Source organism: Microcystis sp. M169S2, from assembly GCF_020245865.1.
GTDB classification, from domain to species: domain Bacteria; phylum Cyanobacteriota; class Cyanobacteriia; order Cyanobacteriales; family Microcystaceae; genus Microcystis; species Microcystis ichthyoblabe_A.
In genome coordinates, this window is record NZ_JADBUB010000015.1 from 1 (window position 1) to 24,590 (window position 24,590).

At 42.6% G+C, this 24,590-nt stretch carries 26 protein-coding genes and 3 pseudogenes; 15 read left to right on the forward strand and 14 right to left on the reverse strand.

What is annotated here, in order from left to right; all coding sequences use genetic code 11:
* Together IM485_RS01555 and IM485_RS01560 are read left to right on the forward strand one after the other, a co-directional pair.
* Positions 1 to 730, forward strand: a pseudogene (locus tag IM485_RS01555) (transposase); the annotation flags it as partial.
* Positions 731 to 756: 26 nt separating this feature from the next.
* Positions 757 to 1,631, forward strand: a pseudogene (locus tag IM485_RS01560) (IS630 family transposase); the annotation flags it as partial.
* A 106-nt stretch (positions 1,632 to 1,737) separates the two neighbouring features.
* Here the strand turns inward: IM485_RS01560 and IM485_RS01565 are convergent.
* Positions 1,738 to 1,938: a hypothetical protein gene (locus IM485_RS01565; protein WP_002798182.1), complete on the reverse strand. Its 201-nt coding sequence runs from the start codon at positions 1,936 to 1,938 to the stop codon at positions 1,738 to 1,740.
* A 314-nt stretch (positions 1,939 to 2,252) separates the two neighbouring features.
* On the opposite strand from IM485_RS01565, the gene IM485_RS01570 reads away from it, so the two are divergent.
* Complete coding sequence (locus IM485_RS01570) at positions 2,253 to 2,921, forward strand: lysophospholipid acyltransferase family protein (RefSeq protein WP_190358241.1); 669 nt, start codon at positions 2,253 to 2,255, stop codon at positions 2,919 to 2,921.
* Here IM485_RS01570 and IM485_RS01575 read toward each other — a convergent pair whose 3' ends face one another.
* A complete protein-coding gene (locus IM485_RS01575; protein ID WP_287740786.1) occupies positions 2,922 to 3,101 on the reverse strand; it encodes a hypothetical protein in 180 nt (59 codons plus the stop codon).
* A gap of 228 nt (positions 3,102 to 3,329) precedes the next feature.
* On the opposite strand from IM485_RS01575, the gene IM485_RS01580 reads away from it, so the two are divergent.
* Positions 3,330 to 3,674, forward strand: a complete 345-nt coding sequence (locus IM485_RS01580) for a hypothetical protein (protein WP_002783765.1) — start codon at positions 3,330 to 3,332, stop codon at positions 3,672 to 3,674.
* On the opposite strand, the gene cbiB is transcribed toward IM485_RS01580, so the two are convergent.
* From cbiB to IM485_RS01595, 3 genes are read right to left on the reverse strand one after another with little or no spacing between them, the layout of a single operon-like run.
* The gene (gene cbiB, locus IM485_RS01585) at positions 3,645 to 4,625 is read right to left on the reverse strand and encodes an adenosylcobinamide-phosphate synthase CbiB (protein ID WP_287740788.1); all 981 of its coding nucleotides are present in this window, start codon (positions 4,623 to 4,625) and stop codon (positions 3,645 to 3,647) included. The two genes, IM485_RS01580 and cbiB, sit on opposite strands and share 30 nt — an antisense overlap.
* 2 nt (positions 4,626 to 4,627) lie before the next feature.
* The gene (locus IM485_RS01590) at positions 4,628 to 5,101 is read right to left on the reverse strand and encodes a GFA family protein (RefSeq protein ID WP_104395972.1); all 474 of its coding nucleotides are present in this window, start codon (positions 5,099 to 5,101) and stop codon (positions 4,628 to 4,630) included.
* Complete coding sequence (locus IM485_RS01595; protein WP_002738021.1) at positions 5,049 to 5,492, reverse strand: Rrf2 family transcriptional regulator; 444 nt, start codon at positions 5,490 to 5,492, stop codon at positions 5,049 to 5,051. Before IM485_RS01595 ends, IM485_RS01590 begins: the two co-directional genes overlap by 53 nt.
* A gap of 300 nt (positions 5,493 to 5,792) precedes the next feature.
* Here IM485_RS01595 and IM485_RS01600 point away from each other — a divergent pair, with 300 nt between their 5' ends.
* Positions 5,793 to 6,182 carry an AbrB family transcriptional regulator gene (locus IM485_RS01600; RefSeq protein WP_002737568.1) on the forward strand — a complete coding sequence of 130 codons (390 nt, stop codon included), beginning with the start codon at positions 5,793 to 5,795 and terminating at the stop codon, positions 6,180 to 6,182.
* A gap of 163 nt (positions 6,183 to 6,345) precedes the next feature.
* Here the strand turns inward: IM485_RS01600 and IM485_RS01605 are convergent.
* A pseudogene (locus IM485_RS01605) lies at positions 6,346 to 6,526 on the reverse strand (transposase); the annotation flags it as partial.
* A gap of 456 nt (positions 6,527 to 6,982) precedes the next feature.
* Positions 6,983 to 7,732, reverse strand: a complete 750-nt coding sequence (locus IM485_RS01610) for an SIMPL domain-containing protein (RefSeq protein WP_104395893.1) — start codon at positions 7,730 to 7,732, stop codon at positions 6,983 to 6,985.
* A 34-nt stretch (positions 7,733 to 7,766) separates the two neighbouring features.
* Here IM485_RS01610 and IM485_RS01615 point away from each other — a divergent pair, with 34 nt between their 5' ends.
* Positions 7,767 to 7,928, forward strand: coding sequence for a hypothetical protein (locus tag IM485_RS01615; RefSeq protein ID WP_228009904.1), 162 nt, complete (start codon positions 7,767 to 7,769; stop codon positions 7,926 to 7,928).
* 495 nt (positions 7,929 to 8,423) lie between these two features.
* Here IM485_RS01615 and eno read toward each other — a convergent pair whose 3' ends face one another.
* The 4 genes from eno to IM485_RS01635 all read right to left on the reverse strand — a co-directional run bounded on the left by eno (position 8,424) and on the right by IM485_RS01635 (position 13,922).
* Positions 8,424 to 9,722, reverse strand: a complete 1,299-nt coding sequence (eno, locus tag IM485_RS01620; protein ID WP_287740792.1) for a phosphopyruvate hydratase — start codon at positions 9,720 to 9,722, stop codon at positions 8,424 to 8,426.
* Positions 9,723 to 9,768: 46 nt separating this feature from the next.
* Positions 9,769 to 10,530, reverse strand: coding sequence for a DUF3887 domain-containing protein (locus tag IM485_RS01625; protein WP_287740794.1), 762 nt, complete (start codon positions 10,528 to 10,530; stop codon positions 9,769 to 9,771).
* Between the two features lie 115 nt (positions 10,531 to 10,645).
* A complete protein-coding gene (glgX, locus tag IM485_RS01630; protein WP_287740796.1) occupies positions 10,646 to 12,724 on the reverse strand; it encodes a glycogen debranching protein GlgX in 2,079 nt (692 codons plus the stop codon).
* A gap of 277 nt (positions 12,725 to 13,001) precedes the next feature.
* A complete protein-coding gene (locus tag IM485_RS01635) occupies positions 13,002 to 13,922 on the reverse strand; it encodes a DUF4351 domain-containing protein (RefSeq protein WP_287740798.1) in 921 nt (306 codons plus the stop codon).
* A 150-nt stretch (positions 13,923 to 14,072) separates the two neighbouring features.
* On the opposite strand from IM485_RS01635, the gene IM485_RS01640 reads away from it, so the two are divergent.
* Both IM485_RS01640 and IM485_RS01645 read left to right on the forward strand, forming a co-directional pair.
* The gene (locus tag IM485_RS01640; RefSeq protein WP_079210197.1) at positions 14,073 to 15,779 is read left to right on the forward strand and encodes a potassium channel family protein; all 1,707 of its coding nucleotides are present in this window, start codon (positions 14,073 to 14,075) and stop codon (positions 15,777 to 15,779) included.
* Complete coding sequence (locus IM485_RS01645) at positions 15,776 to 16,030, forward strand: hypothetical protein (RefSeq protein WP_002776534.1); 255 nt, start codon at positions 15,776 to 15,778, stop codon at positions 16,028 to 16,030. The genes IM485_RS01640 and IM485_RS01645 overlap by 4 nt, the downstream gene beginning before the upstream one ends.
* A 117-nt stretch (positions 16,031 to 16,147) precedes the next feature.
* Here IM485_RS01645 and IM485_RS01650 read toward each other — a convergent pair whose 3' ends face one another.
* Positions 16,148 to 16,759 carry a Uma2 family endonuclease gene (locus IM485_RS01650; protein WP_287740801.1) on the reverse strand — a complete coding sequence of 204 codons (612 nt, stop codon included), beginning with the start codon at positions 16,757 to 16,759 and terminating at the stop codon, positions 16,148 to 16,150.
* A gap of 230 nt (positions 16,760 to 16,989) precedes the next feature.
* On the opposite strand from IM485_RS01650, the gene IM485_RS01655 reads away from it, so the two are divergent.
* A complete protein-coding gene (locus IM485_RS01655) occupies positions 16,990 to 17,196 on the forward strand; it encodes a UPF0223 family protein (RefSeq protein WP_002750139.1) in 207 nt (68 codons plus the stop codon).
* A gap of 78 nt (positions 17,197 to 17,274) precedes the next feature.
* On the opposite strand, the gene IM485_RS01660 is transcribed toward IM485_RS01655, so the two are convergent.
* Both IM485_RS01660 and IM485_RS01665 read right to left on the reverse strand, forming a co-directional pair.
* On the reverse strand, positions 17,275 to 19,389 hold the full coding sequence (locus tag IM485_RS01660) for a pentapeptide repeat-containing protein (protein WP_287740804.1): 2,115 nt from the start codon (positions 19,387 to 19,389) through the stop codon (positions 17,275 to 17,277).
* A gap of 41 nt (positions 19,390 to 19,430) precedes the next feature.
* Complete coding sequence (locus tag IM485_RS01665) at positions 19,431 to 19,949, reverse strand: hypothetical protein (RefSeq protein WP_052277995.1); 519 nt, start codon at positions 19,947 to 19,949, stop codon at positions 19,431 to 19,433.
* 163 nt (positions 19,950 to 20,112) lie between these two features.
* Between IM485_RS01665 and IM485_RS01670 the strand changes: the two genes are divergently transcribed.
* The 6 genes from IM485_RS01670 to IM485_RS01695 all read left to right on the forward strand — a co-directional run bounded on the left by IM485_RS01670 (position 20,113) and on the right by IM485_RS01695 (position 24,438).
* Positions 20,113 to 20,370: a hypothetical protein gene (locus tag IM485_RS01670; RefSeq protein ID WP_287740811.1), complete on the forward strand. Its 258-nt coding sequence runs from the start codon at positions 20,113 to 20,115 to the stop codon at positions 20,368 to 20,370.
* A gap of 15 nt (positions 20,371 to 20,385) precedes the next feature.
* Positions 20,386 to 20,871, forward strand: a complete 486-nt coding sequence (locus tag IM485_RS01675) for a retropepsin-like aspartic protease (RefSeq protein WP_238141872.1) — start codon at positions 20,386 to 20,388, stop codon at positions 20,869 to 20,871.
* 42 nt (positions 20,872 to 20,913) lie between these two features.
* The gene (locus IM485_RS01680; protein ID WP_002757320.1) at positions 20,914 to 21,234 is read left to right on the forward strand and encodes a hypothetical protein; all 321 of its coding nucleotides are present in this window, start codon (positions 20,914 to 20,916) and stop codon (positions 21,232 to 21,234) included.
* Positions 21,235 to 21,475: 241 nt separating this feature from the next.
* Positions 21,476 to 22,042 (forward strand): nicotinate-nucleotide adenylyltransferase, encoded by a 567-nt coding sequence (locus IM485_RS01685; RefSeq protein WP_287740813.1) that lies wholly within the window; start codon positions 21,476 to 21,478, stop codon positions 22,040 to 22,042.
* Positions 22,039 to 22,767 carry an NUDIX hydrolase gene (locus tag IM485_RS01690; RefSeq protein ID WP_287740816.1) on the forward strand — a complete coding sequence of 243 codons (729 nt, stop codon included), beginning with the start codon at positions 22,039 to 22,041 and terminating at the stop codon, positions 22,765 to 22,767. Before IM485_RS01685 ends, IM485_RS01690 begins: the two co-directional genes overlap by 4 nt.
* A 12-nt stretch (positions 22,768 to 22,779) precedes the next feature.
* Positions 22,780 to 24,438 carry an NAD+ synthase gene (locus IM485_RS01695; protein WP_104395882.1) on the forward strand — a complete coding sequence of 553 codons (1,659 nt, stop codon included), beginning with the start codon at positions 22,780 to 22,782 and terminating at the stop codon, positions 24,436 to 24,438.
* The last annotated feature ends 152 nt before the right edge of the window (positions 24,439 to 24,590 follow it).

A 24,590-nucleotide genomic window follows, 5' to 3' on the forward strand; every position in this document is an offset into this window, starting at 1 on the left:
GTAAAACACCGTCAGAGAAAGCTGGACTGGAAAGCACTGTCAAAAGATGTCCAAGAAAATCCCGAGGCAAGATTAAGAGACAGAGCCGAGAAGTTTGGAGTGAGACCAAGTGCCATTTGCTATGCCTTAAAAAAAATGAAAATTACCAGAAAAAAGAAGGAACTTCGTTATAGAGAAAGAAACCGAGAAGAAAGAATGAAATACTACAGAGTGCTGAGAGAATTGATTAAAACAGATGGAAGTGAAAGCCTTGTATTCATTGATAAGTAAGGGTTTGAAGAATTTTAAGCCTGTTTTTATGCTTGGTCAAAAAAAGGGAAGAAAGTATTGGGAGATAGACAAGGAAAACGAGGAAAAAAAGAAAACCTTGTCGCTGGGAGAAGAAAAGAAAAAAAAGACTTTATTGCACCGATGGTATTTACGAGAAGCCTGAATGCCGAAGGTTTTGAAGGGTGGTTATCTTTATATTTATTGCCCTCTCTAACCATAACATCAGTATTAATTATGGATAATGCACCAATTCATCGGAAGACAGTCATTAAACAACGGCTCGGCTGAGCTCGCCGAACGCCTGGTAGAAGAAGCAGGTTATCAGGTAGTGTTTTTGCCAAAATACTCTCCTGATTTAAATGATATCGAACATGATTTTAGTGCATTAAAGAGGGCAAGAATGTATGCTCCTGTGGGGACACCCCTTGATGAAATTATTCGTACTTATTGTGTCGCCTAGTGTCTCGTTCTTATTTGAAATAACTATATCTTCGAGATTATCAAGAAGGCGGAATAGAAAAATTAAAAGAAATCAACTTCTATCGCCCTAAAAGTGAATTATAGTCTCAAAGAGAAACGCTCAAAAAATATTTGGAGAAAAATCCACTAGCCACAATAAATGAAGCTGTATATAGAATAGAATAGAAGAATTGACAGGAATAAAACGAAATCCTACCCAAGTGAGAAAATTCTTAAAATCCATGGGAATGAAATGTTTAAAAGTAGGTTCTCTTCCTTCTAAAGCTGACCGGGATGAACAAGAAGACTACAAAGGAAAAAGCTAGAACCCAGATTAAATGAGGCTAAAAAAGGAAAAAGGGTTGTTTTTTTTGTTGATGCCGCTCACTTTGTCATGGGAGCTTTTCTCGGTTTTTTTTTGGTGTTTTGAGAGACTTTTTGTTAAATCACCGAGCGGGCGTAAACGCTTCAATGTTTTAGGAGCATTAAATGCGATAACCCATGAAGTTATTCTGGTAACATATGACACTTATATTACAGCATCTCAAGTCTGTGAAATTATTGAAAAAATAGCTGCTTTAGGACTAATATTTCCCATCACTCTAGTTTTAGATAATGCCCGCTATCAAAAATGCAAAATTGTTGAATAAATAGCTCTTTCCTTGTCAATAGAGCCACTCTATCTGCCGTCTTATTCGCCTAATCTAAATTTATTTGAAAGGCTGTGGAAATTTGTCAAAAAGAAATGTTTATACGGTAAATACTATGAAAACTTTTCTGACTTTTCTTCAGCTATTTATGAATGTCTGAATGATGCCCATCTGAAACATAAAAAAGAACTGGATTCCTTGCTGAATCTACGATTTCAGAAGTTTAATAAATCTCAGATTATGAACGTCTAAAGTATATTCAGTGAACAGTGAATAGTGGAAAAAACTGATATAGTGCTATTGGGAGTAATCAGGTACAGCGACTTTCTTACCCGTTCCCCCATTCCCTTATCAAACCCTAGAAATCATCAGGAATAATCCATTGGGTCGGTTGCGTAAGCTTTTTCAGTCTAGCGGCTTCTGCCATTTCTAGCATCTTTTCCAAGGAAGTTTCGGCAATAAATTTGGCTGCTTCGGCGGCATGGGCTTGATTGGGACATTTATCGCCTAAAATACAACCATTTAGGCAATCTACAGCACAATTTACCTGTTTTTCCATAAAAACTCTCTTTTTCTGACTAGATTTGGTTTTTATATTCTAACCCAACTTTTTTCAGTACCCAAGCAAAATTAATTACCATCGAAAATGAGCTAATTGACCACCTGAAAATCGGTAAAATCCCACACCCCACACCCTGTCCCCACGAAAAACTTTTTCAGCAAACCCTAGGTAGGTAATTATGCCAGTTAAGAAAGCGGCACGCTTAACCTTTCCCTAACCCGTAAATTGCTGTATGTTTTAATTGTGTGAGGAGTGAGAAGAAAGCAAAGTCCTTGGGGTCGAAACACGGCAAGACTCCCAAGGGCTTTTCCATGTCTAGGGAACAATTGTCAGTCATGAACCAGCCTCAAGAGCGAGAACCTTTTGCCAGTTTAGTTTTATATCATCTCTTTAAATGGTCGATCGTTAGCCCCACCCTACACGGCTATTTTCGCGGTCGCGTTTACGGAGTGGAAAATGTCCCCCAGCGTCATCCTCTGATTATCGTCTGCAATCACGCCAGTTACTTCGATCCACCCCTATTATCCTGTGCCGTGCGTCGTCCCGTAGCTTATATGGCTAAAGAGGAATTATTTACCATCCCGATTTTAAAACAGGCGATCGCTCTTTATGGGGCCTATCCCGTCAAACGCAGCAGTGGTGATCGCGGGGCAATTCGGGCGGCGATGGCAGCCTTAGCAGCGGGCTGGGCAGTGGGAGTGTTTCTGGAGGGAACCCGCACCGAGGACGGATTAATCCATCAACCAAAACTAGGTGCGGCGATGATTGCCGCTAAAGCGGGAGTTCCGCTGCTACCCGTCAGTTTGTGGGGGACAGAAAAGATTTTTCAAAAAGGTTCTTCTTTTCCCCATAGTATACCCTTAACTATTCGCATCGGGGAAGTGCTACCGCCACCGATTTCTAGCAAAAGAGAGGCTTTACAGGCAGTTACCGAGCGCTGTGCCGAAATTATTAACGGATTACACGCCCTCGGACGCTAACTAGGGTCTGCGGCAAAAAGTTTTTCGTGGGGTGTGGGGTGTGGGGTGTGGGGTGTGGGGTGGGGGGTGTGGGGTGTGGGGAGTGGGGTGTGGGGTGTGGGAATTATGAATTATGAATTGGGGGGGGGGAAGTGGGGAAATTGAACTAAAACCCCAAAACCCCAAAACCCCAACCCCCAAAACCTGTCTCCTATCTCCTGACTCCTGAATACTGACGACCGCCGACCGCCCCCTGCCGACCGCCTGATCTCAACAAGCAATTTAAATTACGAACAGCTTATCCAACAAGGTTTTTAGATTTATTCAGCAGACCCTAAATACGCGGGCAGCTGATTAGATTTCTTTCTCATACACTTTCAAGTCGGGAATCTAGGCTAAAATTGGCATAACTCGACCATCGCCTCGACCATGTTCTTTTTTGTCCTCGGCTTCAATCTAGGCTTAACTTTATTTAATTGCTTTCTAGTCTGGAAATTGTGGCAATTGCGGCGGATTTTAGGGCGAGTGACCAAAATTTTAAACCGGGTGGAACGACGTTTACACCACATTTTTTACCCCGCCCCCGAATATATTCTCATCGCCGGGGCGAAAACCTATTATCTCCGACAAAACTATCAACGCCTCTGCGGACAGATACAGATACTGCAATCCCTATTCTTGACCTTCTCCCTGATTATCCGTTACTGGCAGCGTCAATCCCGTCAACGCCGTCGCCTCTGGTCGCTAAAATTGAGCAAAATCTCTAGCAACTAAGCAGCTAACAGCGATCGCTAACCAAAGTAATACACAAGTACGAGTTAAATGCAAAGCCTGTTCGACGGTTTTGACAGTAATCGGGTTGAGGTTATCGCCTAATAAAGGTTTTTCCACAATCTGGCCCCGATATTGATTTTTCCCCCCCAATTGCACCCCCAAAATCGCCCCATAGACGCATTCACTCCAACCGGAATTAGGACTAGGATCCCGACGGGCATCGCGCCAACAAATGCTTAAAACTCGCCCCGGCCGGCCCGAAATTAGGGCGAGAGTTAAGACCGTTAAACGACAGGGTAGCCATGTCAAAACATCCTCGCTTTTGGCACTAAACCAGCCCATATGGGTGTAGGGTGGCCGACGATAGCCAATCATCGAATCGAGGGTACTAGCGGCTTTATAAGCGCAAGCGAGGGGTACTGGTCCCACCCCCAGAAAAGCACCGAGAAGGGCATAAAAAAGCGGCGCGGTAACTCCATCCACACCATTTTCACTGACAGTTTCTAATAGAGCGCGAAGGATTTCTTCTTGGCCGAGATTATCTGTGTCGCGACCAACGTATAAACTTAGTTGGCAACGAGCTAGGGTAATATTTTCAGCTTGTAAAGGTGCGATGACGGTTTCGGCAGCCCTGCGTAAACTTCTACCGGCTAAACAACTAGCCAAGAGAATCATTTGTACTAGGCAACTCAGCAGCAAATTGACCTGACCTAACCATTGGATTCCTAGCCAAGTTAAGGCCCCAGTCAAGATAATTAAACTCAGTCCCAGAATTATGCCCGCTAAACGTTGGCGAATTTTTTCCTGCGTCCAATTAAGGATAACTTTTGTGGCCACGGCAATAATCGCCCCCATCACCTGCACTGGATGAATCCATCCCCAGGGATCGCCGATCAGATAATCTAAAACTGCCCCTAATACTAAAATGATCGCCGTTGCCGTTTCCTTCACAATTACTCCCTTTTGCCATCGATATCCCGAATTTTCTCAATATTGTCTTCCCAGTTAGCCCCATCAAAGAACTGGATCTGAAAATCGCCTAAGACATTGCCATCCAAACAGCGCAGGTTTATATCTATAGCGTCAGGATGGGAGCGGGGACGATAGAAAGGATGAATACCACAAACACGACAAAAATAATGTTGGGCTGTGTGGGTATTAAATGTATAGGTACTTAAAAAATCTTCACCGCTTAGGAGGGTAAATTGTGCTGAAGGAACAATCAGATGCAGAAAACCTTTTTTCTGACAAATCGAACAATTACAGTCTAGAGCTTGATCATGCTTGATCGCCACTTGAAAACGGATCGCTCCACAGTGACAACCTCCCCCATAAATCTTTGCTTGTTTTGTTGCTGTCATAACTTCTAAACTACTAAACGATAAAGCTGGTTTCCTCTCCCCTAGCGGCGATCCAGCTACGCGCATCGTAGTATAAATCCGCTAAGGTAATCTTCCCTAGGGCTTCTTTTAATTTCTCGTGGAGGTGTTTCCAGATAGTAAATGTCACCCAATCTTCTGCCTGTTCGTCCCTGGGATGATAACCTGATAATGGCTCGATCGTCTCTCCCACTGCCTCCAAAATTTGCCCCAACGAGATACGATTTGCCGGCCTAGCCAATTGATAACCCCCTTGCGATCCCCGAAAGGAACGAACTAACCCCGCTCGTCGCATTTCTATCAGCAATTTCTCTAGATAAGCAGCCGGGATATCTTGACGCAGGGCGATCGATTTTACCGATACGGGAGTTCCCCTCGGTTGTAAACTAAGATCCAGCAAGGCTTTAACACTATAGTGACCCCTAGTTGTTAGCTTCATTATCCCTCATTTTTACCTCTTTATCTCTATCCTACCCCCTGCCCTCATTGATGACAGAAAGGCTAACCTCCCTTCCCTCAGCATCTCGATCAACATTGATAAATTCTGTTAAGATTTTGATCGAGAGATAGAGTCTAATCAATTACAATCAATTTCCCCAAGCAAGTGACAATTTTTAGTTTATACCGTGTAAGATAAGTGTAGAGATCAATCGTAACCCGATTGTTTCTGGTCAGGGGGAGCAATTCTCCTCGACTAGCCTTGATGACCCTAACCTTTACTTATCTACTGCAAACTTAAATGAACACAACTACTAATCCAGAACCCCTGACTGGCCTCGAACTAATTGAGAAAGTTAAACAGCTAGGCAACCTCAGCAAAGAGGAAAAAGCCCGGGAATGCGGCTACTATACCATGACAAAAAATGGTATCGAACGCGTTAATATGATGAAATTTCTCAATGCTTTAATCGATGCTGAGGGAATTGACTTAGATAGCAGTGCCAATGGTCACGGACGAGGTGGGCGCTCGGCCAGCTACCGGATCAGTGTCCAATCAAATAATAATCTCCTGATCGGTTCGGCCTACACCAAAAAAATGGGACTCAAACCGGGAGATGAATTTGAAATTACTTTGGGGAGAAAACATATTCATCTCAAGCAAGTTGGCGCCAGCGACGACGACGAATAGCCATAATTAAGGAGAGAGCCGTTTCACTCTCTCCTTGCAGATAGGGTCTGCTGAAAAATTCACTCCAGAAATCATGCTATTGAATGCCACTGATTTGTCGCCCAATTGATAAGTTTTACTTAGGCAAAACAAATTTAAACATGATTTTTATTGAAGAGAAGGACTATTTTAGTTCATTTGTTCGCAAAAAAGCCAGAAAGACAAAAAAAGCCCAAAAAAACTGCCGAAGCAGTTGGGAAAGATTGACAACCAAAAAGATAATAGCAAGGACAGTTCCTGAAGTTTCAGGTAGTTTTGTCATGACCAGATTGAAACTAAAATCTTCTCTTAGCTTGTCCGGACTTTCTGGGAGCATCTCAGATGTGCAGAAATAACGACAATCAACAATGATCAGTCATCCTTAAATTAGTACAAATGTATGAACAACCGCGTCTAAGTATCCCACTGCAAAAGCTAATCTGCGGCGGGATTGAGGAAAAAATCGCCATTAAGCGCGAATTTTAGAAGATAGTTTCCTTGGAAAAATCCCCACTGGGTAGATTGACAAAAATCAGATGCACCCCTAGGTAGGGTATGCTGAATAAATCTAAAAACCTTGTTGGGTAAGACTTTTAGACTTTTTTCCCCTCAAAAAGTGCCAGCACTTGGAGTGATCGGGGGGAAAATCCCTGGACTTTTTCCCTGAAAATTAGGTAGTTGACCACCTGAAAATCGGTAAAACCCTACACCCCACACCCCACACCCCACACCCTGCCCCCACGAAAAACTTTTTGCCGCAAACCCTAGGTAAAGACTCTAATTCACTCGATCCCGAACGTCACCGAAACCACTGCGGTAATATCTTTGTCGATCGAGGAAGTGTCGTAAATTCCCGAATCGCTCACGTCAGTGGAATTGCGCGAGGTGATCTGAAAAACTCCCGTTTTCGCATCGCGCACCCTTCCCACCCGACTGCCGGTACTACTAGCGATCGCCTCAGCCCTCGCTCTCGCATCTTTGGTCGCCGCCGCCACCATTTCCACCCGCAGCTTATCCAATTGGGTGTAAAGATATTGGGGAGGTTCAGAGACGAGGCTAATTCCCTCCTCGATCAATTCCGTTACCTGCCTAGAAAGTTCCGTGTAACGGGCCACATCGCTCGCTCGGATCTCGAAGCGTTGGGTGAGACGATAGGCGAGAATTTGCCCAGTTTCCTGGCCGTTAGCTGTTACTTCGGGAATCGGCATCGTCTCGATCGCGTTGGTGGTGATTGCGTCTTCGGGAACTTGTTTTTCTTTGAGATAAGCTCGTATCCGCTGGGTTTGCCGGATCAGATCGCGGTAGGCATCCTGGGCGGTAGGTTGTTGACTGGAAACCGATAAACGCCAGAGAAGATAATCGGATGTAATCGCCCTTTTGGCCGAACCAGTGACGACAAAAACATCGCTCGCCCGTTTCACCGCCAAGAACGAGCGTGCCGCTATCCACGAACTCAAGACGAGAGCGATCGATAGCACCGATAAACCAGCGAACACCTGTGGGAAACGTCGAAATATAGAACTGTCTTTCATCATCCCCATCCTAGAAATCCGACGTTTCTATCCTATGCTAGTAGCAAGTGCCTTGAAATTATTATTTACAAAAATCAATGGAAGTCGCAATCTGACGGGAAGCTTTCCCTTCTCCAAAAACTCCCTAGCGCTGACGGCGACAACGCCCGATAAGTTCAGCTTGACCATGGAATGGGCTTTATCCCCCTCTGTTTAACCCGAACTGAGCTTAAATAGGGTTTGCGGCAAAAAGTTTTTCCTGGGGGCAGGGTGTGGGGTGTAGGGTGTGGGGTGTAGGGGGAGTGGAAATTATGAATTGGGGAGGTGGGGAAGTGGGGAAATTGAACTAAAACCCCAAAACCCCAAAACCCCAACCCCCAAAACCTGTCTCCTATCTCCTATCTCCTGACTCCTATCTCCTGACTCCTAACCCCACCAACAAACTTTTTCAGCAAACCCTAAATAAATACTTCGCCGAAAAAGGTTTCAGCGAAGTACCACAATAGTCAGTGACCAGTTATCAGTTATCAGTACCTTTACTATAACACCTTTGATCCAAAAATCATAGCTTGGTGCAAAAAAAAGGCCACAAATAAATACTTCGCCGAAAAAGGTTTCAGCGAAGTACCACAATAGTCAGTGACCAGTTATCAGTTATCAGTACCTTTAGTATAACACCCTTTTTCGATCACTGCAAGACTTTTTGCAAATTTTAGGCCAAGAATTTTGGACCTAAACCGACTTTCGGCGCGTACACCGCCCGATCGCCCAATTCCTCTTCGATGCGTAATAAGCGATTATACTTAGCCACCCGTTCACTGCGACTGAGAGAACCAGTTTTAATCTGTCCGGCATTAGTAGCTACCGCCAGATCTGCGATCGTGGTGTCTTCCGTTTCTCCAGAGCGATGACTAATTACAGAACGATAACCGTGACGGGTAGCTAGGGCGATCGTTTGTAGGGTTTCCGTCAAAGAACCGATCTGATTGAGTTTAATCAGGATCGAGTTAGCAATACCCAGATCGATCGCTTTTTGCAGACGGATGGGATTAGTCACCATCAAATCATCGCCCACCAACTGAATCCGCGCCCCCAGTTTATCGGTCAATAATTTCCAGTTATCCCAATCTTCCTCGTGTAAACCGTCTTCAATAGAAATAATCGGATAGCGATCAACTAAACTGGCCAAAAAATCCACCATTTCGGCGGGAGAATGGGCCGAACCATCGTAGAGGTATTGACCATCCTTATAGAATTCACTGGCGGCCACATCCATAGCTAAAGCCACCTCCGACCCCGGTTTATAACCAGCACGTTCGATCGATTCGATTAAAATATCCAAAGCTTCCTGATTTGAAGCCAAATTAGGAGCATAACCGCCCTCATCGCCCACACCGGTCAGTAATTTGCGTTCGTGCAAGGCCTTACCCAAAGCGGCGAATACTTCCGCTCCCCAACGCAAACCCTCCTTAAAAGAATCGGCCCCGATGGGGAAGATCATAAACTCCTGAAAATCGACGTTATTATCAGCGTGAGAACCACCATTGATCACGTTCATCATCGGGACGGGTAGCACATTGGCCATCGGGCCACCGAGATAACGATAGAGAGGCAATCCCAGATCCGCCGCCGCTGCTTTGGCCGTAGCCAGAGAGACGGCTAGGATAGCATTAGCCCCTAATTCTCGTTTATTGGCCGTGCCATCGCGATCGATCATAGCTAAATCGATACTAGCTTGGTCGAAAGCATTCATCCCCTCCAAAACCGGGACAATTTTTTCGTGGACATTGCGAACCGCTTTTAGGACACCCTTACCACCGTAACGCTGGGGATCATCGTCGCGCAATTCGTGGGCTTCAAAACTACCCGTAGAAGCACCACTGGGAACCTGGGCCAAACCGAGCGCCCCCGATTCTAACAGCACTTCCGCTTCGATCGTGGGACGGCCGCGGGAATCTAGAATCTCCCTAGCTGCGATCGCTTCGATGGGAACTTCGATTTTATCTAACATAACTTATCGTCTCCAACTCAATTTACGGGGTAATTTCGGCTGATTACTAATTGCCTAAAGGGAAATCCACGTTGACAATCTGCTTTTGATCATCAAAAACGAGGATTAAAGTATCCGTCAGTTTTTCAAATTGAATCGTCACCAACACCAGATCCACACCGTCCGTATCCGAACCTTTTCTGACCTGAGTTCCCACGATCCGACGCACGGGGCCGGTACGCTTAAGTAAATTTTCCCAAGCGCCTTGTACTCTGGTGGGGAAAACCTCAGCTTTCAGGAAAGGGTGTAGATAGCCTCGGGCCAGGCCGTAGTCTTTATTGGCCAAGGCCGTGACAAAAGCGGTGCCAATCTCAGAAATACTGCGAAATTCGGGAAAATCTGCGGCAACTATCTGACCAGCCCGGTTAAAGGTAACTGTCACATCTTCGGTAACTTTCTCAAATTCAACGGTGACAATCACCAGATTGGCATTGATAGCATCGAGTAGCTTGGTTTTGACAATGCGCTTAAACGGTCCAGTATGGTCAGTTACTTGGCTTTCCCAGACCTTTTGCAGTTTTTCGGCAGTCCAGAGGGGTTTTAGTTGGGGTGACAAAGCTGCAATAACTTTGTCGTATTGTTTAGCCCCCAACCATTCTACTAACTGCCGAGCTTGCTTTTCTTCCCGAACGGGATCACCAAGAGCGATCGCATTCGGTTCTGGTTTCGCCTGTACTGGTGAAACGCTGAACGGAGTCCAAGGCAGGGAAAAACCAATTAAACATAAAGAGAGAATCGATACCCGTTTCGCTAATGAAAGCCGCATCATTTCAGCTATTGCTCCGCAAATAAATAACGTTTTTCGACTTGACGATTGAATTGATGCCATTGTTCATTAGTTAAAGCATTCAAGATCGGTCGATCGAGCAATATCTCTCCTCTTGTTATACTGGTTTAACGATTAAGACTACCGCCGAACGCGCTTGCACCCGATAATTTTCCGATTCAATAGCGGCGGCGGCATCTAAATCACAGGCTGCCTCGGACAATTGCCCAGCAGTATCAATGACGCGATGCCATTTTTCCCCTTGTCCCAAGGGTGGTAACTGGAAGTTGAGAGATTCCCAGTAAGCGTTGAGCATAATGTGTAAATACTCGTTTGCCTTAGGATGACGCAGGGAAAAAGCTAAACTGCGGGAATCTTCCGACCAATCGGGTTTACTCAACTGTACGCCATGCCAACTCAGATGGGGTTCAAGACTGGTATAGGTGACTTCTAGCAATTTTTCCTGACGGAAAAGAGCTAATTTTTTATTAAAATCGATCAGTCTCCTTACGAAACACCAAAGATCGAACTCTTGCTCTACCGCACTCCAATCGAACCAACTTAACTGGTTATCCTGACAATAGGCGTTATTGTTGCCCTTTTGGGTGCGTCGCACTTCGTCCCCCATCAACAGCATAGGTGTTCCCTGGGAAATAAACAGGATCGTTAAGAGATTTTTTATTTGTTGCAGTCGCAGGGTTTTAATCGCCTCCTTATTGGTTTCCCCTTCTATCCCACAATTCCAGCTAAAATTATCGTTGCAACCGTCCCGATTCTTCTCGCCGTTAGCCTCGTTGTGTTTCTCGTCGTAGGACACTAGATCGTTAAGGGTAAAGCCGTCGTGACAGGTAACAAAATTTATACTTCTATTGACATCGGTGTTAGGTCTGTGGTATATGTCGGGACTTCCTAAAATCCGCGCCGCTAATTTCGTGACTATGCCGGTATCTCCCCGGACAAAAGCGCGCACATCATCGCGAAAAGGACCATTCCACTCGGAAAACCAATCGGCAAATTCAACAAATTGACCGACACTATACAATCCTGCTGCATCCCAGGCTTCAGCGATTAATTTTGTCCCGGCTAAGACTGGATCGGATTCGATCGCCCAGATCATGTTATAACCTTTTTGCAGGATCGGTTCCCCGTCCACATTGCGCGATAGTACGGCCGCCAGGTCAAAGCGAAAACCATCCACGTGCATTTCCGACACCCAATAGCGCAAACAATCGAGAATCATTTTGCCAACAATGGGATGACTGCCCTTGAGGGTGTTACCACAGCCGGTATAGTTGCTATAGAGGCTTTTATCTTCGGCATCGAGGATGTAGTAGGTGCGATTATCGATACCTTTAAGGGAAAGAGTTGGCCCGATTTCGTCCCCCTCGGCGGTATGATTGAAAACCACATCGAGAATCACTTCGATCCCCGCTTTGTGTAAAGCTTTCACCAGATCCCGAAATTCATTCAAAGGACCCAGGGGTGAGCGATCGCTACTGTAACTGGCATGGGGCGCAAAAAAGCCGATCGTGCTATAACCCCAATAGTTAGTTAACCCCGGCATGGCCGAAGCGGGATCAAAGTAATGAATCGGTAACAATTCCACGGCAGTAATGCCTAGGTTTTTCAAATAGGGTATTTTTTCGATTAATCCCGCAAAAGTACCTCTTTTTTCCTCGCTAATGCCGGAATTCGGGTTACGGGTAAAACCACCTACGTGCATTTCGTAAATAAAACTGGCAGAGTAGGGAGTGCGTAGCGGTTTGTCATCTTCCCAATCGTAGCGGCCCGTATCCACTACCAGACCCCGCAAAGCTCGATGACAATTATCGCCTTTTTCGCTGGCAGCTTGTCGATCATAAATTTCCGCACCGACAATCGCTTTCGCATAGGGATCGAGAACTACTTTATCAGGATCGAAGCGATGACCCTGGGCCGGATTATCCGGACCATAGACTCGATAAGCATACACTTGACCGACTCCAATCCCGTGAACGAAAATATGCCAATAGAAAAAGGTGCGGTTGGTTTGCGGGGTGAGGAGAATAGTCCGGCTAGGTACGGGAGAATTAGCATCATCAAATAATAATAATTCGATCGCAGTGGCATACTTGGAAAATAGTGAGAAGTTGACACCATCGGCCAAGACAGTTGCCCCGACGGGATGGCTTTTACCGTGATCGGTTTCTAAGGTCATTGTCAAGAGATAAGAAGTGATTAGGAGTAGTATAAGATTATTCGGCGTTGCTGAATCAAGAGATGAATGCCAAATGTGTGTCCTATCCAAAAGTTAGTTTTGGTCTAGGTTTTAAAAATCTCACCCAAGAAGATCAGAATTCAAATCAGCAAATCCAGATTTTAATGGAGATGGTGTGATTAATTTTCAAGACCTTGCCCTATTCAATAAAGCTCTCAATTTCCCGAACAATCAAGAAAACAATTAGAGGAGTTTTAAATGACCTTTCCCGCATATCTTAGGTTTGATTAAGCCAATTAATTAAGTCAGCTTGAGTCTCAAAGTCTAGTAATGCTTCTCCTAAGTCTTCTAATTGTTCTACTGAGAGTTTTTGGATAGTTTCGGTGATATTCGGCGGAAGTTCTCCAAAACGTCGCTTTAGTTGACGTAGCACTAACTTGGATGCTTCTTTTTGAAGTCCGATAGCTTCTCCTTGTTGAATCCCTTCGATTCTACCCTTTTGAATCGCTGCTTCTCTATCTTGTTCGTATAAAGGGGCTAAACGCATAATAAATTTCCTCTCCTCCTGGGTTCTTTTGGGTAAGGCTTGCAAGTTTCTACTCAAATTGTATAATAATTTTAAGGCAGCTGATTTAAAGGGATGACTAGGAGACAAGGCCTCTAATTCATCAATCGCTCTGCTTCTGGTTCCTCCTCTGCCTAATAATCTTAACCAAAGGGTTTCAGGGGTTTCGGGTAATTGATGCAGGACAATAAGGGATGTGGTTAATGCTGGAGGTAAAAAGTAAATTCCTTCTCCCCAATCTGGATTATTGAGAGCGGAAAAAGCAGTTATAATCCTCTGACTGGCCGTAGGAGTTAGTATCCATAGTCTAGGAATATTTTCTGCTAATAAGGGTTGTTGATGACGGTGAGCTTCTCTTTGTAATTGTTCCCGCACAGTCAACAGTTTAGATAAACAAGCGAGAATTCCCTCAATCATGACAGGATTGCGATAGGGTTCCAATAGACAAGGGGTTTGAGCTAATTTGCCCAATAGGCCTAATTCGGGCGGTATTTCTGGGGAAGTCGGTCGAAAATACACATCGATTTCTTGAGTTTCTGCCGTCACATCAAGGCTAGTTTTCACGTCACCGCAAGAAGCGAGAAAAGTTTCGAGGTAATCTTTACTAAATTTGTCCCAAAGAAAGCGAGTCAAGGCTGAAGTGATTCAATCGATGATCAGGGTTATTTTATCATTTTAAAAGCCTGATTGGAAAAATTAGCAGCATTGCAGCTTTAGTTACAGATTTTTCCTAGTTTTTGCGCTAGAACTGAAAGGTTAATCAGCAAAAAACGCGCTCGACGAATGAAACCGCAAATCATCGTCTGTGGATTAGGTCGCACGGGTTATAAAATCTTTTGTTTACTCAAACAACAATCTGCGGCAGTAGTGGCGATTAGCGATCGCCAAATGGTCTGTGAATACCAGTCTGATATTATTATCGGCGATCCCTGCTCTCCTAAAACTCTCCTGCAAGCTGGCCTTCCGGATGCAGAAACCCTAGTTTTGGCCATCGATAACGACGCACTCAATCTGGAAATTCTCACCCGCGCAAGGATAATTAACCCGAAAATTCGGATAGTTAACCGACTATTTAACGAAACTTTAGGAGAAAGACTCGATCAAACCCTCCCTGCTCACGTTAGCATGAGCGTTGCTTCCCTAGCAGCCCCGATCTTTTCCTTTGCTGCCCTTGGTAATAAAGCTATCGGTCAATTACAGCTATTCGATCGCCTTTGGCCAATTCAAGAGATAATTATCGAGGAAAATCATCCTTGGTGGGGATTACCCCTCTACGAGCTTTGGGACGATCCGGCCCGGATGTTAATCTATTATCTCCCCGCTCACGACGAAATTGATCTGGTTTCAGCAGTTCTTTTAGGCAAAAAACTCCAAACTGGCGATCATCTCATTATCGGCAATAAACCGACAATTAAGGCAAAACAGCGTTTTAAACTGCAAAAGTGGCTGAGAAATCTGCTCAATCTCCGTCCCTATCAGCACTATGTCCAACCGGTAATTCTTGTCACCCTTTCCCTCCTGGGGATGATTTCCCTTGCTACCATTACCTATCTCAGCGTTAATCAAAAAATTTCCCTTGTCGATTCCCTCTATTTCTCCGTCGGGATGATTACCGGCGCCGGAGGTAACGAAAAAGTGGCCGAATCTACCCCCGATAGTATCAAAATTTTTACCGTGGTCATGATGATTGTCGGTGCGGGGGTTATCGGTATCTGTTATGCTCTCCTCAACGATTTTATTCTCGGTAGTCGCTTTAAGCAGTTTTGGGATGCTACCCGCATTCCCGTCCGCAATCATCACATTATCTGTGGTTTAGGAGGTATCGGCACCCGGATCGTGCGACAATTGCACGACCAAGGCTGTGAAGTGGTGGTGATCGAATCGGACCCCAATAACCGATTTTTGCATTCCGTGCGCTCCTGGGGAATCCCCGTTATCATCGAGGATGCGCGTCTAGTGGCTACCCTAGAAACCGCTAATATTAACAACGCCGAATCTTTGATCGTGGTTACTTACGAGGATATGATTAATGTGGAGATTGCCCTCACTGCTAAAGCGATCGCTCCTAAAATTAATCTAGTTTTACGCTGCTCTCAGGAACAATTCGGGCGATCGATTCAAGAGGTTTTTGATTTTGATACGGTATTATGTCCCCGGGATCTAGCTACTTATTCCTTCGCCGCGGCCGCTTTGGGCGGTAGAATTCTCGGTAATGGCATGACCGATGATCTCCTCTGGGTTGCTTTGGCTACATTAATCACACCTAATCATCCTTTTATGGGTCAAATTGTCAAGGAAGCGGCGATGAATGCCGATTTTGTGCCACTTTACTTAGAAAAACAAGGTCAAACTATCCACGGTTGGCAATTACTGGAAATCACTCTCGATCAAGGTGATATTCTTTATCTAACTATGCCGGCTATGCGTTTACAACAGGTTTGGCAAAATACTTCCCTAACTATTCCCCAATCTTTCCCCGATTTAAAATGATTTCTGGTCTTAATTATCTGAGCAAAGCTAGTTATCGCTGTATCTTGAGTTTAGGCAGTGCCGGCAGTATTTTAAGTCTCGCTAGTGCCAGCAGCATTTTAAGTCTGGTTAGTATCGGCAGTATGCTCAGTATTGGCAGTGTCGGCAGTATTCTTAGTATTGGCAGTGTTGGCAGTATTCTTAGTATTGGCAGTGTCGGCAGTATATTTGGCATCTTTCAATATCATTCTCTGCCTAACTATCCTGAGTAGTTCTAATGAACTACTTCTCACCGCTTCTTTGTCGATAGCGGTTTTATAAGTTTAAACTGTGGGGCGATCGCTTTTTATGAAAACAAAATAGAAAGGTTATTAATCGGATTAAGGGATTTATGAGGCTGCGGCAAAACTAACACGACGATAAATTTCTAGCAAGGGAAGTTCAACGTTTAAACTCTCCAGAGGGATTATTTGACTAAGTTGATCGTAGGTTTGTAGTTGCCAGCGATCGCTCTGTGCGAGTCTAAAATATTGCTCAATGTAGGGTTCAGTTTGGCTAACGAGCAGGTATTCACAAAAACTTGGCAGGGAACGATATTTTCTAAATTTATCACCTCGATCATCTGCTTCTGTGGCGGGGGAAAGCACCTCTACAATAAATAAAGGATTAAGAATTTCGTCTTTGCGATCGCCGTTAAATTCCGGTTCATGGTTAACGATCATGAGATCGGTATAGGTTCCACAATGATATTCAGGAATCCACAACCGCAGATCGCTGTTATACAGACGAAAATCCCTATCTCTCAATAAAAATCCCAAAAAAACCGAGATATTGATCGCAATTGCGCTGTGGGTTGCGGTTCCTCCAGGCATAAGAATCATTTCTCCATGGCAATATTCATAACGTTCCTGAGAAGTTTCAGCGATCGCCCGATATGCTTCCAAAGTGACAGGGGTTTTGGTGACTGTCGCAATAGTTGGTTTTTCTTGAGCGATAATCATCTTTGTCTTTCTCCGATATTCTATTAATTAATTTTATGGTTATTTTTTAGGGATTGTGGGGAAGCGATCGCTTTTTATCAAAATAGAATTAGAACGGCGATCGCAGTTTTTCTGAGGTGAGAGAGAAAAATTTTTTAAGAGCGAACTATCGTTAATTTGATTGTATGTACTATAATTGAGTCGTTAAATTTAAACAAAATACTATACTGTCCTCATCGAGGTTATTGTTTATGAAATCAGAGTATGATCTCGCTAATATGAAAAGTCGTCCTAATCCTTTTGCTCAACAACTCAAGCGGCAGGTCACTTTACCTTTAAGGATTGATGTCATTGATTTCTTTGAAAAAAAAGCAAAAGAAAAAGGAATTTCTTATCAGGAATTAATTGATTTATATCTTCAGGATTGTGTGACAAACGACCGAGAACTCACTTTTTAGCGATCGCTTTTTATCAAAATAGAATAGAAAGAGCGATCGCATTGTGAGCATTAGTTAATAAAACAATAAAGTTCGGGGTCAGGTATTCAGGTTTGCTAATTGTTCCTGAATATTAGCTTGAGTAGAGAGTTTTTCAGATTTTTCCCATAGAGCGTTAAAGATACTTTTATCTGTCTCGACAACTCTTGTTTGATAGGAAATATAACCTGATTCTGTTTGACCATTCATAATTCTTCTCGCTGTAAAAGAATTTCTGGGAACAGATAAGTTTTCGCTAATCAATAGGTTGGTATTATCCCAACGATAGCCTTCAACATCTTTGGCTTTTTCCTGACAAATCCAAGCAACTTCTATGCCAGAGTTAAGTTGTTCCTGAATCACCTGTAAATGCTTTGGATTCCGAGCTTCAGGAAGAATAAAGACTCGTTGAATAGAAATCCCTCTTTTTATTAGTTCTTGGTTCACTTCCCAGAATTTTTGACCAAGGGGATTATCCCACCAGATGCAATCTGTCATGGAGTGAACAGCCAAGATTCGAGATTGACTTTTAGGATCAATGTGTTTGAGTAGTTGAGCAACCTTTTCTAAACGGGATTCGCCGCTAATTTCAATGTTAATTTCAGGCATAATTGTGTTAGTCAAAATTGTGCCATCAAGGAGGGTTAGATTATTTTCATCTAATTTAACATCGGTCAAGTTAGCTCCCGTTAAATTAGCTTTGCTCAAATTGGCATGACTTAAATCGGCTCCTGTTAAATCAGCATTAGTTAAATTAACCCTCGAAAGATTAGCCTGACTGAAGTTACATGCCATCAATTTTGCATCGGAAAGATTGGCCTCACCATCCATTAAATTGACTTGGCTGAAATTCAGTCCATGAAAATCTCGTTCGCCAATTTTGTGCAAATATGTCAATTCTTGTGTGCTATGAATATCGGGGTGATATTCATCGGGTGTATAAACGGCAATCATCGCTTTGACGTAGGCGAAAAAATGAGCCTTGAGAATATTTTCATGGGTGTGGATGGTAATAACTTCTTTACCATCATACTCAACCACCGCCTTGACAGTTGTGGCTCCTTGTTGACCCGGTGTCAAGTTGGCTAAATAGATAGATTTAAGGGTATGTTTAACCTCAACTAAATGAGCTAGAGCCTCATTAAAAGCAGTAAAAAGTGCATCTACTGAACTTTTTTTAAAGGCCGATTCAGTGTAACGCTCTTGGGTTTTTGTATTGCATAAGATAACTGTCGCAGAAGTTAAATTGTTATTGGCACAGAGAATTTCAAAGTTCTCAATTTTCCAGCCTTGAAAAAGGAAAAGATTATCTTCAAAGAATAAGTTTTGTTGAGGCTCGTTTTCTAAAAGCTGATTGAGTTTTACTTTTTCATTTTCCATTGCCGCTTTACCGAGATTTTTGAGAGTTCTTTCGATAGAAGCTGGCGAGGTATCTTCCCCTAAAAACTGTAAGAATAAGGAAGGAGAACCCACAAAAGGATATCCACTGGCAATGAATTCTCGATCTGCGATGGTGATAATACCTGCTAGGCTATACTTTCTGGCAATCTCAACTTGAATTGCCGTTTTTAAATTAACGTTGGGATATTTTTCTAGGTCAATTTCTTTCAAGTTAACTTGACCGACGTTAATTTTACTCAGAAGTTCAATGATCAAACGATTGGCATATTCTTGAGATTTCAGATTTTTGATATTATGCCAAATTTTGATTAATCCCATTTCTCCAAAGTAAGGATTAATTTTTCCCTCTAAAACAAGTCCCATAACCCTAGTAGCTTCACTGTTAAGAGTCGTCTGATTTCGTAATAAAAACTCTTCAATCAGAGCAGCGTCAATTAAGACTTTTGGAGCTTGAGAATTGTTATCTTTTGATGGGAATACCTCTAAGTTATCCAGAAAAAAATCAATATTTATACTAGGATGATTAGTCACTTTATGCAAACTAAGCTTGATTTCGTACTGCACAAAATCATCAGATTCGTTTTCGAGATTATTTCTCAAATCCCAAAGTTTTTTAATCACTTGAGGCTCAGGATATTCCCCTAATTTCCTTATGATTTCAGCACGGATATCGCTATCCTGTTCATTGTCTAGTTGAGCTAACAAATCATTAATAATGTCAGCACGGGGAGTGACCGATGTTGGTATCTCGCACAATAACTCTGTGTTTTCCATTTTTAAATCAATCTCCTTGATTGGTGGTCTTCTCATCCGCACTAATTGTGTCTGACAGTAAAAGACTGCTCTAATTGAGAATTTTCAGCGTAGCGTGTTGGCAAAACTCTCACTAATTCATCGTCATTAATGTCAACAAGATAGCCCTTTTTAAAGAGAATCCTTCTTAGGGAAGTAATTCCCAGACGATCACTGTCATCTAACTCAAGGTAATCCTTAAGATGGGATCCTAGATTTTTGTTGAAATCTGCGTTTAGATTTTTGCCGCTGCTATGATTGAACATTTCAGCGAGGTCATCCGCAGAAAAAAGACCTGTAGCCGCCAGATAGAAAATAATTTTGTATTTTTCAGATAGGGGTTCGATTTCTGCCAACAAAGCTTCTAGCTTGGGTATATCCAAACCACAGTTTCTTGCCTGCTTTTGGGCATCACACAGTGACAGGAGCATTTTGTATTTTTCAGATGGGGGTTCGATTTCTGCCAACAAAGCTTGTAGCTTGGAAATATACAAACCACAGTTGCTTGCTTGCCTTTCGGCATCGGATAGGTTTTGGGGCATTGACGAGAGCGTCTTCATGGCTGTATTTTCGAGCTAGTTAGCATATTTTGAAATGGAGTACCAACAATTATTGTTTAATGATAGCAACAATTGTTGGTTAAACATTGCAACAATTGTTGGTTGACCTCTTATCTATAACGGATATATTTTGGAGGGAAGCCTATTGAAAGCCACCAACTTGGCAATGAAAGCACTTAGCCACAAAACAGAGGATTTGAGCATCACCGATGTCTCATCCTATTACCCCGATCAATGGGTGGTCGTAGAGATCACTGGGTGCGACAAATATGGCTGGCCAGAGAAAGGTAAGGTTATTGGGTATTCAGACGATAAAAGTAAGCTGATACAAGAGACTAAACATTTGAAGGGAGACTTATATTTGTTTTATACAGGTCTTGTTGACGGAAGTAAAGTTGCTTAAAGTTGATAATGAGTCTTGGCTATCAACGCTACAGCTTTTATCCTTGCTCCATCATCTTTACTCTACATGGCCGTCATTGTCGTTGAACATACATTTGAGGGAGACCACAATCTTGAGAGATTGTCTATGTGGGTGATTCCAGTCACTGTTGAGTTTAACGACAACCGAAGAACGGTTAATGTCCTACTAGATACGGGGTCACAGGTGACTGTCTTTCATCCAGATTTATTAGACTTTCTAGATTTACCGACATCTCAATCATCTGCTCGGGGAAGTGGTGTAACGGGTAGTTCTTGGTATAGGACTGCTAGGCTTGATAGACTGGAAATAGGTTCTATTTTGTTTAGTGAAACAGAAGTTTTTTTTGGCTCTCTTCCGGGAGTATTCTCACAATACTATATTGATGGGATTTTAGGGGGGGACATTCTCAAAGAATTAAAGGTAATCATTGATTATCCTCAAAAAACTCTTAAACTAGAAAAGCTATTTATTTCGCTTTAACGTGGTTTCCTCTATTATTCATCAAGATTTAGGAAAGATTAAATGTCTGATAATCTCCAGCCAACTCAAAAACTCAAAATTGTTTCCTTAGAACCTAAAATTGTTGTTGTACAACGAGATGATCTGAGTCGAAATACTGAAAAATCTGGCGAAAGTGAAGATGAGTCCGTGATTTTAGCTCCACTCTTCATCGATCCTGAGCAGGCAATTGATGACTTAAGCCAGTTGATTGATAAAGTTCATGATGAGTTTAATAATGCTTGCAAAAAACGGAATCTCGAATGGGAGGCTGAATTAGAGTTAGGAATGGAGTTTGGAGTCAAATTTACAGCAAAACTTAAAATATCACCGAAAAAAGAATGAACGGCGATAGCAGACAAAAGATAAGAGATAACTATCCTATTCATAAAACCTAAAATTATGTAGAATTTATCCGGGGTTTTAGATATTTTCACCCGATAGCGGCTCGATAACTTACTTTTGCAGGAGATCACTGATCCTCTTGCCCTATTTTGGTAAAATCAACTATAATGGGGAGAAGTTAATTTTTGCCAAGCTTGAGCAGAGTTAAACTAATCCCTCAGTGAGCAAGCAATTGAATCCTATGCTTAAAATTGCCCTTTTTGGAACCAGTGCCGATCCTCCTACTGCCGGTCATCAAGCCATACTAAAATGGTTATCGGAACAGTACGATATTGTTGCAGTTTGGGCCGCCGATAATCCCTTTAAAAATCATCAAACCAGTCTCGAACATCGTCTGAGGATGTTAAATTTGCTCATCCGGGATATTCAACCCCCAAGGGATAATATACAACTGCGACGAGAATTAAGCGATCGACGTAGCTTAATTAGTGTGGAAAAAGCGCAAGCAATTTGGGGAGAACAGGAGGAATATACCCTAGTCATTGGTTCCGATTTAGCTGGACAAATTAAGCACTGGTATCGCAGCCAAGAATTACTAGAAAAAGTCAAAATTCTCGTGATTCCCCGTCCAGGATATCCTATTAATCAAGATGATATTAAACAACTGCAAACATTAGGGGGTGATTGTCTGATTGCCGATGTATTTGCTCCGGCTGTATCCTCAACAGATTATCGAGAAAAAGGCGATAAACAGGCTGTTCCTGCACCGATTAAAGATTATATCGAAGGTCAAAAACTTTACGCATGAAACCGTCAAACACCCTAGCTAATAAATCTCTAGCTGATTTTAAAGTGGGAGTTGATAACGTGATCTTTTCCGTTGATACCCAATTAAATCGGCTGCTGGTGCTTCTGATTAAACGACGGGAAGAACCTTTTAGTAATTACTGGAGTTTACCCGGGACTTTAGTGAGAAATGGGGAATCACTGGAAACGGCAGCCTATCGAATTTTAGCCGAGAAAATTAGCGTCAATAATCTCTATCTGGAACAGTTATATACTTTTGGCAGTCCAGAGGGAGATTCCCCGGCAGCGGCCGAGAGTTTTGGGAAACGTTATCTATCGGTGAGTTACTTCGCTTTAGTGCGGTTTGAAGAAGCAAAGTTAATCACTGAACGGGATTATAATATCACTTGGTATATGATTGATAAAGTGCCAGATTTAGCCTTTAATCACGGTCAAATTTTGGAATATGGCTGGCAAAGATTACGCAATAAAGTAGAATATAGTCCCGTCGCTTTTGAGGTTTTACCAGAATTATTTACTTTAAATGATCTTTATCAATTTTATGAGACAATTTTAGGTAAAAATTTTAGTGATTATTCTAACTTTAGAAATCGGCTATTGAAATTAGGATTTCTCAAGGATATGGGTTTAAAAGTCTCTCGTGGTGCCGGTCGTCCCGCTAGTTTATATCGCTTTGATGAAAAAGCTTTTGCTCCCTTTAAAGATCAACCCTTAGTTTTTGTTTAAATAGGAAAAAATATGAGAATTGCTATCGCTCAATTAAATCCCATTGTTGGAGATATCGAAGGAAATGCCCAAAGAATTTTAGAGGCCGCTCAAACGGCATTTAATCAGGGAGCAGAATTACTTTTAACCCCGGAATTATCCCTCTGTGGTTATCCTCCCAGAGACTTATTATTAAATCTGGGTTTTGTGGAGAAAATGTCTCGACAATTGCAATTATTGTCCCAACAATTACCAGAAAAATTAGCCGTCTTAGTCGGTTTTGTCGAAAAAAATCCCTCGGCAACGGTCAGAGGAGAAAAGCCGTTATTTAATAGCATAGCTTTGTTGAAAAGTCAAGAGATTAAACAAATTTTTACTAAACGTTTATTGCCTACCTACGATGTTTTTGATGAGGATCGTTACTTTGCTTCTGGGAAAGAAAGTCAATATTTTCAACTAACAGAAAATAATGTAAAAATCGGTGTAACTATCTGTGAAGATGTTTGGAATGATGAACAATTTTGGGGTCAGCGTCAATACGCAGTTAATCCCATCGCCGATTTAGCTAATTTAGGAGTGGATTTAATCGTTAATCTTTCCGCTTCTCCCTATAGTGTCGGTAAGCAAAAATTGCGAGAATCTTTATTATCCCATAGTGCCACTAGATATAATTTACCTATAGTTTATGTCAATCAAGTGGGAGGTAATGATGATTTAATTTTTGATGGTGACAGCGTGGCTTTTAACAGACAAGGAGAAGTGATTTATCGCGCCCAAGCATTTACTTCTAGCCTAGAATTGATCGAGTTTAATCAAGATTTGTTACCCGCAGTTATTCATCCTTTACCCGTCGATGAAGATGAGGAAATTTATCGAGCCTTAGTCTTAGGAGTGCGAGATTATGTGCAGAAATGCGGTTTTAAACGGGTAATTTTCGGCTTGAGTGGTGGCATTGATTCCAGTTTAGTTGCCGCTATTGCCAGCGACGCATTAGGTAAAGAAAATGTTCTCGCTGTGATGATGCCTTCTCCCTATAGTTCCGACCATTCCATTAGCGATGCAGTGGCTTTAGTTAATAATTTAGGTATCAAAAGTGAGAAGTTAGCAATTAAAGAAATTATGACCGCTTATGATCAACTTTTACAGGGTCTTTTCGCTGGGACTGATTTCGGTATTGCTGAAGAAAATCTTCAGTCACGCATTCGCGGTAATTTATTAATGGCTCTCTCTAATAAATTCGGTCATTTACTATTATCCACTGGCAATAAATCAGAAATGGCGGTGGGATATTGCACCCTTTACGGTGATATGAATGGTGGTTTAGCAGTGATTGCCGATGTGCCGAAAACGAGGGTTTATTCCCTCTGTCGCTGGTTAAATCGGCACGGGGAAATTATTCCCCTCAATGTGATTAATAAAGCTCCTAGTGCTGAATTAAAACCCAATCAGAAGGATCAAGATTCTTTACCTCCCTACGAGATTTTAGATGCTATTTTAGCACTATTAATCGATCGCCATCAATCCGCCGAACAAATTATTGCCGCCGGTTTTGAGCCTGAAATTGTGCAGAAAGTGATTAAATTAGTTAAAAATGCCGAATTTAAGCGCAAACAAGCTCCCCCGGGACTAAAAATTAGCGATCGCGCTTTTGGCACTGGTTGGCGAATGCCCATCGCTAGTCGCTGGGGTTAGGGTAGGGCTGATTCATTCTCCCATCAGAATATCAAAAGTAAAAGCGATCACTGTCTTTGTAAAATGATAAGTGACCGCCAACTTTTAAAATATATGTTGAGCTTAATAGAAAAACTAAAACAAGTCAAGGACTTTCGGAAAGATAAAGGAAA

What these genes read in the sequence shown, in the direction of transcription:
- IM485_RS01565 (WP_002798182.1), bottom strand. Translation starts at nt 1,938, where the DNA reads ATGGAAAAACAGGTAAATTGTGCTGTAGATTGCCTAAATGGTTGTATT.
- IM485_RS01570 (WP_190358241.1), top strand. Translation starts at nt 2,253, where the DNA reads ATGTCTAGGGAACAATTGTCAGTCATGAACCAGCCTCAAGAGCGAGAA.
- IM485_RS01580 (WP_002783765.1), top strand. Translation starts at nt 3,330, where the DNA reads ATGTTCTTTTTTGTCCTCGGCTTCAATCTAGGCTTAACTTTATTTAAT.
- IM485_RS01590 (WP_104395972.1), bottom strand. Translation starts at nt 5,101, where the DNA reads ATGCGCGTAGCTGGATCGCCGCTAGGGGAGAGGAAACCAGCTTTATCG.
- IM485_RS01595 (WP_002738021.1), bottom strand. Translation starts at nt 5,492, where the DNA reads ATGAAGCTAACAACTAGGGGTCACTATAGTGTTAAAGCCTTGCTGGAT.
- IM485_RS01600 (WP_002737568.1), top strand. Translation starts at nt 5,793, where the DNA reads ATGAACACAACTACTAATCCAGAACCCCTGACTGGCCTCGAACTAATT.
- IM485_RS01610 (WP_104395893.1), bottom strand. Translation starts at nt 7,732, where the DNA reads ATGAAAGACAGTTCTATATTTCGACGTTTCCCACAGGTGTTCGCTGGT.
- IM485_RS01615 (WP_228009904.1), top strand. Translation starts at nt 7,767, where the DNA reads ATGCTAGTAGCAAGTGCCTTGAAATTATTATTTACAAAAATCAATGGA.
- eno (WP_287740792.1), bottom strand. Translation starts at nt 9,722, where the DNA reads ATGTTAGATAAAATCGAAGTTCCCATCGAAGCGATCGCAGCTAGGGAG.
- IM485_RS01625 (WP_287740794.1), bottom strand. Translation starts at nt 10,530, where the DNA reads ATGATGCGGCTTTCATTAGCGAAACGGGTATCGATTCTCTCTTTATGT.
- glgX (WP_287740796.1), bottom strand. Translation starts at nt 12,724, where the DNA reads ATGACCTTAGAAACCGATCACGGTAAAAGCCATCCCGTCGGGGCAACT.
- IM485_RS01640 (WP_079210197.1), top strand. Translation starts at nt 14,073, where the DNA reads ATGAAACCGCAAATCATCGTCTGTGGATTAGGTCGCACGGGTTATAAA.
- IM485_RS01645 (WP_002776534.1), top strand. Translation starts at nt 15,776, where the DNA reads ATGATTTCTGGTCTTAATTATCTGAGCAAAGCTAGTTATCGCTGTATC.
- IM485_RS01650 (WP_287740801.1), bottom strand. Translation starts at nt 16,759, where the DNA reads ATGATTATCGCTCAAGAAAAACCAACTATTGCGACAGTCACCAAAACC.
- IM485_RS01655 (WP_002750139.1), top strand. Translation starts at nt 16,990, where the DNA reads ATGAAATCAGAGTATGATCTCGCTAATATGAAAAGTCGTCCTAATCCT.
- IM485_RS01660 (WP_287740804.1), bottom strand. Translation starts at nt 19,389, where the DNA reads ATGGAAAACACAGAGTTATTGTGCGAGATACCAACATCGGTCACTCCC.
- IM485_RS01665 (WP_052277995.1), bottom strand. Translation starts at nt 19,949, where the DNA reads ATGCCCCAAAACCTATCCGATGCCGAAAGGCAAGCAAGCAACTGTGGT.
- IM485_RS01680 (WP_002757320.1), top strand. Translation starts at nt 20,914, where the DNA reads ATGTCTGATAATCTCCAGCCAACTCAAAAACTCAAAATTGTTTCCTTA.
- IM485_RS01685 (WP_287740813.1), top strand. Translation starts at nt 21,476, where the DNA reads ATGCTTAAAATTGCCCTTTTTGGAACCAGTGCCGATCCTCCTACTGCC.
- IM485_RS01690 (WP_287740816.1), top strand. Translation starts at nt 22,039, where the DNA reads ATGAAACCGTCAAACACCCTAGCTAATAAATCTCTAGCTGATTTTAAA.
- IM485_RS01695 (WP_104395882.1), top strand. Translation starts at nt 22,780, where the DNA reads ATGAGAATTGCTATCGCTCAATTAAATCCCATTGTTGGAGATATCGAA.